The sequence below is a fragment of the Candidatus Hepatincolaceae symbiont of Strigamia maritima genome (assembly GCF_055505085.1).
In genome coordinates, this window is the sequence record NZ_DBKDTU010000141.1 from 1 (window position 1) to 8823 (window position 8823).

The 8823-nt window shown below is 30.2% G+C and carries 9 protein-coding genes; 8 read left to right on the top strand and 1 reads right to left on the bottom strand.

Features of this window, described 5'->3' with window-relative positions; translation table 11 throughout:
- Positions 1 to 538: 538 nt before the first annotated feature.
- From ACQCX0_RS03605 to ACQCX0_RS03640, 8 genes are all read left to right on the top strand, one after another.
- On the top strand, positions 539 to 919 hold the full coding sequence (locus tag ACQCX0_RS03605; protein WP_462562810.1) for a hypothetical protein: 381 nt from the start codon (positions 539 to 541) through the stop codon (positions 917 to 919).
- Positions 920 to 1576: 657 nt separating this feature from the next.
- Positions 1577 to 2689 carry a hypothetical protein gene (locus ACQCX0_RS03610; RefSeq protein ID WP_465029878.1) on the top strand — a complete coding sequence of 371 codons (1113 nt, stop codon included), beginning with the start codon at positions 1577 to 1579 and terminating at the stop codon, positions 2687 to 2689.
- A 30-nt stretch (positions 2690 to 2719) separates the two neighbouring features.
- Positions 2720 to 3229: a TcdA/TcdB pore-forming domain-containing protein gene (locus tag ACQCX0_RS03615; protein ID WP_462562819.1), complete on the top strand. Its 510-nt coding sequence runs from the start codon at positions 2720 to 2722 to the stop codon at positions 3227 to 3229.
- 296 nt (positions 3230 to 3525) lie between these two features.
- Positions 3526 to 4974 (top strand): hypothetical protein, encoded by a 1449-nt coding sequence (locus ACQCX0_RS03620; protein ID WP_462562812.1) that lies wholly within the window; start codon positions 3526 to 3528, stop codon positions 4972 to 4974.
- Positions 4975 to 5202: 228 nt separating this feature from the next.
- Positions 5203 to 6234, top strand: coding sequence for a hypothetical protein (locus tag ACQCX0_RS03625; protein WP_465029879.1), 1032 nt, complete (start codon positions 5203 to 5205; stop codon positions 6232 to 6234).
- 245 nt (positions 6235 to 6479) lie between these two features.
- Positions 6480 to 6911, top strand: a complete 432-nt coding sequence (locus tag ACQCX0_RS03630) for a hypothetical protein (protein WP_462562814.1) — start codon at positions 6480 to 6482, stop codon at positions 6909 to 6911.
- Positions 6889 to 7224, top strand: coding sequence for a hypothetical protein (locus tag ACQCX0_RS03635; RefSeq protein ID WP_462562815.1), 336 nt, complete (start codon positions 6889 to 6891; stop codon positions 7222 to 7224). Before ACQCX0_RS03630 ends, ACQCX0_RS03635 begins: the two co-directional genes overlap by 23 nt.
- 96 nt (positions 7225 to 7320) lie before the next feature.
- Complete coding sequence (locus ACQCX0_RS03640) at positions 7321 to 7467, top strand: hypothetical protein (RefSeq protein ID WP_462562816.1); 147 nt, start codon at positions 7321 to 7323, stop codon at positions 7465 to 7467.
- Positions 7468 to 7617: 150 nt separating this feature from the next.
- On the opposite strand, the gene ACQCX0_RS03645 is transcribed toward ACQCX0_RS03640, so the two are convergent.
- A complete protein-coding gene (locus tag ACQCX0_RS03645) occupies positions 7618 to 8295 on the bottom strand; it encodes a 7-carboxy-7-deazaguanine synthase QueE (protein WP_462562817.1) in 678 nt (225 codons plus the stop codon).
- Positions 8296 to 8823: the final 528 nt, after the last annotated feature.

Genomic DNA, 8823 nt, shown 5'->3' on the forward strand with positions numbered 1-8823 from the left:
CATACGAGATCGGTCTCGGCATTCCTGCTGAACCGCTCTTCCGATCTCAAATAATAAGGAGAAAGATTATGGCAAACAATCTCAATAAGGCAGAATTAACACAACAATTAAATACAATTATAGAACATTTACAATATAATGATAATTTTGATATTGATACAACTATTTTACAAAAAATTATAGCACTAAAAGATAAGTTTCTTAATGCCTATCAAGATAATTTAGCTATAGAAACTAACATACAACTTATAAAAAATTTAAATAACATTATTATACAAATCTGGAAAATAGAGGGTGTTAATTCGCCAAATTCAGATGTATATCAATCTTTAAACCAAATTAGCAAAAATATTTATGCTTTTTCCAAGACAATCTTACAGCACATGATATTCCTAATGATTATCATTTTGTTTTTACCGGAAGTAAATTTTTCCCTCAAGGCGAAGCTCATTTAAAATTATGGGCATATTGGGCAGAACATATTAAAGAACTCCAAGATATAGATATTAAACTTAATTTCTGGCTTGATACAAAGTATATGTATTTAGATTATTTTAAATATTTCTTAAATTATGAAGTTATTTCTGACTTATGTGAAAAATATAAAATAACTACCTTAGATATAGATAAATTTATACAAAAGATTTTAGATAATTCTACACTAAATACTGAACAACTTCAAGAGCTAGAAGACAAACTAAATATGGATGAGAATTCCTATATCATTTTATCAGAAGATATAGAGTTATATGAAATGTTTTATCCTTATAATCTTTCTAAAATTAATAAAAACCTTATCTTAGCATGTCCTACTACTACCCTATATTCTAATCTAAACTTTCTTTCAAACTCTATACAAAAAAATAACTATTCTAGGAATAGATCCCTTAATAATCGCAACAGTTTCTCCTCAGAATGAATATGCTAAATTAGCTCTAGAAAATATAAGAGATTTTTATCAAATCCTTGATACTGCTTATATAGCAAGCAAAAAAGATTGGTTTAAGATTAAAACTATACAGAAAAATACAGTATTACTTAATAATTTAAAAATACAGTCACTTGAACCAATTAAAGATAAATTAACTCTTTTTAGGGAAAGTTTATCGGAACATCATAGCAATATAGTAAACTTTATATCTGGGTACGAAAAAGATAGTTATTATGGGTATTTGTATAAAGAAAATAGTTCCTATGGTATGTGGCAGATGGCTTATATAACAACATACCATAGTACTCTTAATCTTGTTCCAACATATTTTAATATATATATCATTGGTAATAGATATTATGATCATGATACAGATATAGTTACTTTTAGAAAATCTGGATATAAAATGTTAGCTAGTTTATCAGAGAGGGTAATAATGTACATACTACTATTCTAAACGTAGATAAATATAACTCAGATTTTATTCGCATTGCTGAAGATAAAACTATCTCAAAACTTCTCACAACAATGCAATTAAGCGACAATTACATCATGTTGATGAAAGAAATAAGCAATCTCACTACTACTGCACAAAATCTGATAAACGAATCAACCACCGAAAAAGCAATCCTAAGCAGCCTAAAGATGACGGCATTAGGAGCAACAAGTGAAGGAGACGGGTATGAATATAGTATATTAAAAAAGAACGAAGCAGGAGATTATGATAGGGTAATAATAAGCACTGAGGAGTATAATAATTTTGTAGAGTATAGAGATCAATTAAATTATAAGGCACAGAATTTAGTCGAAGTGCAGGTAAGGGAGCAGAGAGGAGAGAGTATACGTTTAAGCGGAAATGAGAATGAGGAATTAAGAGTACATAAAGTAGATTTAGCGGTGAGTGTAGAGGTTGAGAAGTTTCGGAGCTTAGAGAATGATAGTTATAAGAAGAGTAGTGAGTTTACTGCTACAGAGAAGGCAATAAAGAGAAGCATATATGATATGGAGAACGAACAGTTGTATAGCGGTTTGGTGTTAGCAGGAGCAGAGGAAGGGATGAGCTATGATACTCCTAATTTTAAAGAGAAAATAGAGAATATCACGAATAAATATTTAGAGAGCGGTATTGAACTAATCAATAGAAGTTCGAATCAAAGCAAATTAACATTTGACGGGCATAAAGCCTTAGAGAGGTTAAGAAATGTAGAAAGAGGTGGTAAAGAAATATTATTAAACAGACGTTTTTGGGAGAGTGTAGCCAGAGGATACGGGAAAGATAAGCAACCATTTATGGATATAGTAGAGATGAGGAAACATATATTAGAGGGAAACGGGTACGGAGCCACTATATATGCGGAGTTTGCTGAAAGATTAGAGAAGATAAAGATATCAAGCAAGGAAATCTTAGGAAATATTAGGGATAGCGGTGTGGGAGAAAACTATTATCCTCTATTAGAAGGAATAAGCAAGCAAACTATCATCAAGGATGAGCATAGAGACACAAATTATAAGATACCTTTTGTATCAAGTGATGATAACACAGGAAGGCAAAAGGTAATCTATGTAGATACAAAGGATGAGAGTATTTATAGATTTAAGCAATTCTTAGATACAAGTCTAGGGGAAGTGAAGAGGAATATAGTATACAATAAGCAAGTCGGAGGATTAGGTATAAAATACGACATAAGCGAAGGAGGGTATTCTTTGGGAATGAGTTTGTACAGTATAGTAGAACTGATAAAGAATGCTGATATGTGACCATTAGGTGGAGAGCAGATAGAAGATAGAATATTAAGAGAAACCCTAGTAGTACATTATTATGTGGGGGCGGTATCAACTAGTATAGGCTTAGTAGGAGATATAAAGGGAGCTATAGATATAGCATTACAACTAAGTAAAAAAGAGATAGCAATATTAGGAAGTAAATTAGCCGCAAGAATGGGAACAGCCTTTGGATATGCCATGGCAGGATTTAATGTGTTATTTAGTGCTGCGGATGTAATTTTAACTGTCATAGAGTTGTCCAGAGCAGAAACCGAGGAACAAAAAACCATGCTAACCACACAATTAGTGTTTGGAGTAATCGGAATGGGGATAGGGATAGCTTCATTAGTAGCAATTATAATAGGAGCCTCTTCTCTGTTACTTGTTTTAGGTCCGGTTGGTTTAGTAGTAGGGGTATTAGCCATGGTAGTCATGGGAATATTAGTATTAATAAATAATATCAAGTTTAACTATGAGAAGGCAAATACGGTAGCCAACGCCTTAAGCCAATTGTATAGAAGGTATCAAGAGTGATGCGAGATCAGAGAAAATACCTTTATCCCAAAAAGTATTATAAGAGAATTAAGAATAAGGAAAGGCAAAATAGAGTATCTTAAATACGGAAGTAATAAATATCAGAGTGTAAGAGAAGATGCCAGTAAGAGGTTTCATCCTACGGGTAATTGGCATAATCTAAGAGAAGGTTACGGCTTTAGTATGGAAGAAAGAGATGTCAGCATTAAGGGGCAGACACATTAATCTTACCTTCAGGAGTAGAGGCTACTGTAAGGTTAAAATATAATTGGGTTTTTACCTCAAGTACCCAAACAATGTTAGGCGGAGAATATGCAGTTATCAAAAATTTAATAAATAGAACTAGGGATAAGAGTTGGAATGAGGGAAGATTTGTATTCTTTAGAGATGTTGCCAAAGCAACCAAAGAGATGCTCTTAACGGAGATTAACCTGGATTATCAATATAACACTCCTGTAATTGCCATAGTAGACGGAGGGATTAAGAATCTGGTAATACCTTTTAATAGAAGTTATGCTAGAGATAAAAACTATCAAGAAAATCAAAATGCAAATGAGCTCATAAGTAAAGTAGCGGAAAAAATCATTTATTATATAACATTAGAAGGTACAAATCATCTTTTAATATTAGGAGATATCAAGATAGTAACAAAAATCAAGCTAGCAAATAAAGTTAATCTAATAATTAGGGCACAGGGTTATGCCAGAGAGATAGTAGTAGATAAGAAAACACAAAGTATAAGTATCAAACAACAAAAAGCCGATGTTACAAAATTAGAAATAGATGAACAAACACTAGAATTTACAGGTTCATTTAGTAATATTAGTTGCCAAATAAACTTTGAGGAAGAAGGAAATAATCTCTATAGTGTTAATTGGAATAATAATCTTGTGGAATTATTACCTTACGAAGGATTGGATTATAATAAATATAATTCTCATAAGGATCTGTTGCAGGCATTAGAAAAGTATGAAAACGGCGTAGTAGGAAATTATATCAAAATTAAAAACTATAAAGTAGCTTTAGATCAAATGGCTTTTTATAGTATATATCACAAAAAGTTTATAATTTTAGTAAGCGGTGAAGATGCTAAGGTATTACATACTACTAAAGATAAACTATATTTTGAGGTTAAAAGTAAAACCACTAACCGCTCGAGCATTCAAATGGTAAATCTTAATCCGGCAGAAAGAGAATTAAGAATAGAAATAGATATTAATGCTTTTGTACATTTGCTTCCCTATACAACTATTAAGAATAATGTTTTAACAGGGTACTTTGAGCAAGAAACCGGTATTTTAAAAATCCTGCAGAGATTAGAAGATGCTAAAGCTACTAATCTTGCGGTAATTTTAGAATATGATGTATATGACCCTAATATCCATAAAGGTTACGGGGTTAAAGAAAGCGATCATAATAATTATTTAATTTTAAGTAAAATCAGTTATGAATATGATACACAAACAGGTTATAGACCGTTTAATCAAAGTATTACCAAAAAAATCTTAACCTCCGGTGTGCTGGATACTGTCATAGATGGGAAAGCTAACCCTTGTTTTAACACCGATTTTATCTTTATCTTATTAGCGTATTTATACGGCGGAAAACAAGATACAAAATCCATAGAAAGGCTAAAAGTAGCACTAAAAGGCAAAAGTCTTAAAGATATATCCTCCCTTAATCAACATATCCTACTCAATAAGAGTATCAACCTTAAGTTAATTCCAAGGGTTATGACATATTAATAACCAACTATGAGAGTGCTTCTGAGGAAAATGAGACTGTTTATGAGGGAACACTAATCAGCAGAAACTGGCACTTATACGAAAATTGGAATAAAAATACTACTAAGAACCTCAAAATACATGTTACGGAACTAATGCTTGGCAATAAACTTAACTTGATAACAGTTACTTAAAGTTTGTCATAATAACCTAACGCTAATAATAAAAAGTAATAATATGATTTATAATATGAAAGAGAACATGATGCAGAATACTAATCAAAATACTCAAAGTCAAGAGCAAAAGAATAACCTTAACAGAAATATCCTATGGTATGACTTTAAATTGAAGAAACCGGATCCTATTGGAAGAGAAAGAAGAATATTATTTTATAAAATAGTAGAAAACGGTACTGTAATTAAAGAGGCACAGCTGATGAATTATATACTTAGAGCTTTTCCCTACAAAAAAGGTATTATTGTAGAAGAACTCCAAGGAAGCAGCTACTATATTGATACGGAATTAAAAAAACACCTCATTAAAATAGCAGATATCACTTATTTCACAATGAAGATCGATGAGGTAGGCTATAAGTGGTTATTTCTCTTAAATAACAAAGCTAAAGAATTAAACAGCTCAAAAGAATTCCCGTTAATTACTATAGATAATATAGGATATAAGCATTTTACGATCTATAGTGCCATTAACCCAATTGGCAGTGGCTTCTTAGATATCGCTAAGCAAGAAATTATTATTTGTGCCGCAGATACTAAGAGTTGTAGTTATGTGGGTTATTTAGATAATATAGCTAAACACGTGGTGTATACCAGAGAAATAGGCGGTATTTATTTAATTAAAGCTAAAAAAATAACTGAAGAACTAATAGCAAACTTTAATCAGGAAAAATATCACCTTGTTAATCACAACCTTTTTATGAATAAACATAAGAGACATCTTTTTGGCTTACGCTATGCCTTTAAATCTGATAAATTAGGTGAAAAATGGGTGGCAGTTTTAGTAAAAAAAGCTATAGATTATGCTATAAGGAATAAGCTCAATAAAAATACACTATTAGAATTACTAAAAGAAATGCAGTGGGTTGAAGAATCATCTGTTGTCAAAGAACTAGAAACTCGTCTTAGCCAATTAGATGATGCTACTCTAAACTATCTAAAACAAGATGAAGTCTATGAACATTTATTCGACCATGTAGCAACAAATTATGATGATTATAATAGTGGTTCTGAGAAGATACAAAAAATATTAGCAGAACTAACCTAGGATGAGGTAGCTGTATGGATTAATAGTTTACAAGAAAAGCAAGAAATAACAACAGAAATATTTCAACTAGTAGTACTCAAAGACAATAATATAGTAGGAGAAACCAAGAACGGATTGCTGTTTCAGTTCTTAGAAATAATGACTATAAACCTCTACTAGTAGGAGTAAAAGAACACTGGGTACAACAACATCAGGATAAACTCAAAGAATCTATTAATTCCTTATATCAAAACCAAAACTACTAGGTGCCTGATATCTTAGAAATAGAAATAAACCTCTTCAATAAACAATACTTCTATGTAGATAAAAAGAATAAGAATGTTGCCCTAATTAATAAAGATCAACTAATAGATAACACAGCACACTTTATAGCTTTTCATGATGAACAAAACTCCTCCCATACAAGTTTCGGATATTTCGGAGGAAAGAGATTATATAGAGTAAACTGTATTTATAAATATCAAACTTTACAAGACATTATGAAACAGAGTATAATAATTGTAATCGATAAAATTGATCTTTTTACTAAAGTAAAAAAACTTTTAACAACATTATCCCTTGTAATGCCATTTAGCCATAATAATTATATTGATATAACAGGAATAGACTCTGTTTTATTAAATACAGTATTAGGTGTTAATAATATGTATTATAATGAAGAAAGTTATCTATCTTAATAATATTTTAAAAACTGCTAAAGATATTAAAACTAAAAGCTTTACCCTAACACTAGGCTCCTCAGTTTATAATCTGAGCAATATCATTAAAACACTTAATGATACATACATAGATGATGCTTATGTTGAGTTTACACCCGCTGAGTTTTTAAGATTAGACAAAAGCTTAATAGTAATAAACCAAAATATTACCCGACAACATATTGTCAATCACTTTGACTCCGCAGGGGTACTTTGGACTAGATGGGATATTCTAGAACTTGTAAAAACATATAAGCAAATAATATATCTTGATATACTGGGCAATATTTAAGATATACAGGTTAGTGCAACTAAAAAAGATTTAATTTTCTTACAATACCCAGCAAATAAACCACTAACAGGAGAATATAGGTTAATTAATCTTAGAATGGAAATGTATAAAGATATTATTGCTCCAAGAAAAGTTATGGCAATCATTAACGGCATAGAGTATGATGTACGGTTTATTCTAGATATATCAAAAAGAATATTAATTAATTATCCTTATGAATTCTTAAAATTTATCCAAATGTAACCCTAATTACTTAACCATAAATCAAACACCCCCTTTATTTTTACAATAAATAATGGGGGCTTTCTTTTTTTACCATCACAAGATCTTATAACTCATTCCTAACAACTAAATAAAATTATAATTGCTCTAGTTAAAATAATACCTGAAAAATTAATTCTGCCTTGTATCTAATCCTAAAAATTTATATAATTGAGCTGACACATTAAATTCTCGCCTATGCTCCTGAATAAATCTTAAAATTTCTTCAGTTATCTTTTTTAACTCATCATAGCGTTTATAAATATTATCACGATCTCCTATTACCAAATAAATAAGCTCATCCCTAAGATTATGTTTATTAGCTAAATTCAATACAAATTCTAAATCTTTCCTACTAAAAATAGGAATTTTAATAATATAATCCGTAACTAATTTTTTTAAAAACCTAGCTATATCCGTATCCGGCACTTCAGCAGAAGGAGGTTTAGGGCTTAGTTCAATAACATCACATAAATTTAACCACTCTTTAAATTTAGATCCCTGAGTTTCACAGTGAATCTTATAGCCATCACATTTTAATTGTACAACTAATTCTTTTAAGTCATAAATTGCAGGATTTCCCCCAGTTAAAACAATAGTTTTACAATAACCCAATGCCTTAATTTTATTAATTATTTCTGATATACTTAAATTTAACCATAAATTCTTATTAGCATAAGCACTAGCTTCAAAGGAATCACACCAGCTACATGCATAATCACATCCACCGAACTTTATGTAAATAATAGGAACTCCTATAAACTTAGCTTCACTATGAATTGAGTAATTAATTTCTTGTACTTTATACATTCTAAGATAATCCTATTATTAGTGCGTAAATTCAGGTTTATTGATAAAAGAGGAGAAAATTAGCTTAACTTTCAAATTTTTATACGTTATTACTAAGTTTTTTATAGTTTAATATTCTTACAGAAAGGTGGTTTAATAATAAAATTAAGATAACTTGTACTAAAATCTGATTCACAAAAAAACCAAAATTTAGAGTTCTAAAAACATAAATATTTACCACTAATTCTTCGCTCATTCTACCTAATAAGCTAGAAATATTCATGGCAAATAATAATCCTAAGGAATGCAACATTCTTTGAAAAAATAAACTATTTACCAATTGTCCTATAACTAGTAAAATTGAAGAAAGAATCCATAAATCACTAGTTGCAAAGAAATAATCTCTAGTTAAATAATTACAAACTATTGTAATAAGCACAATTAGAAATAATTCTTTGTATTTTTGATATTTTTTCAATAAATCAGCAATTATATAGGTAAAAATACTTGGAATTATTAGATCGGAAGAGCGGTTCAGCAGGAATGCCG

Coding starts and splice junctions, on each gene's coding strand:
- ACQCX0_RS03605 (WP_462562810.1), top strand. CDS start 539: ATGTATTTAGATTATTTTAAATATTTCTTAAATTATGAAGTTATTTCT.
- ACQCX0_RS03610 (WP_465029878.1), top strand. CDS start 1,577: ATGACGGCATTAGGAGCAACAAGTGAAGGAGACGGGTATGAATATAGT.
- ACQCX0_RS03620 (WP_462562812.1), top strand. CDS start 3,526: ATGTTAGGCGGAGAATATGCAGTTATCAAAAATTTAATAAATAGAACT.
- ACQCX0_RS03625 (WP_465029879.1), top strand. CDS start 5,203: ATGAAAGAGAACATGATGCAGAATACTAATCAAAATACTCAAAGTCAA.
- ACQCX0_RS03635 (WP_462562815.1), top strand. CDS start 6,889: ATGAAGAAAGTTATCTATCTTAATAATATTTTAAAAACTGCTAAAGAT.
- ACQCX0_RS03640 (WP_462562816.1), top strand. CDS start 7,321: ATGGAAATGTATAAAGATATTATTGCTCCAAGAAAAGTTATGGCAATC.
- ACQCX0_RS03645 (WP_462562817.1), bottom strand. CDS start 8,295: ATGTATAAAGTACAAGAAATTAATTACTCAATTCATAGTGAAGCTAAG.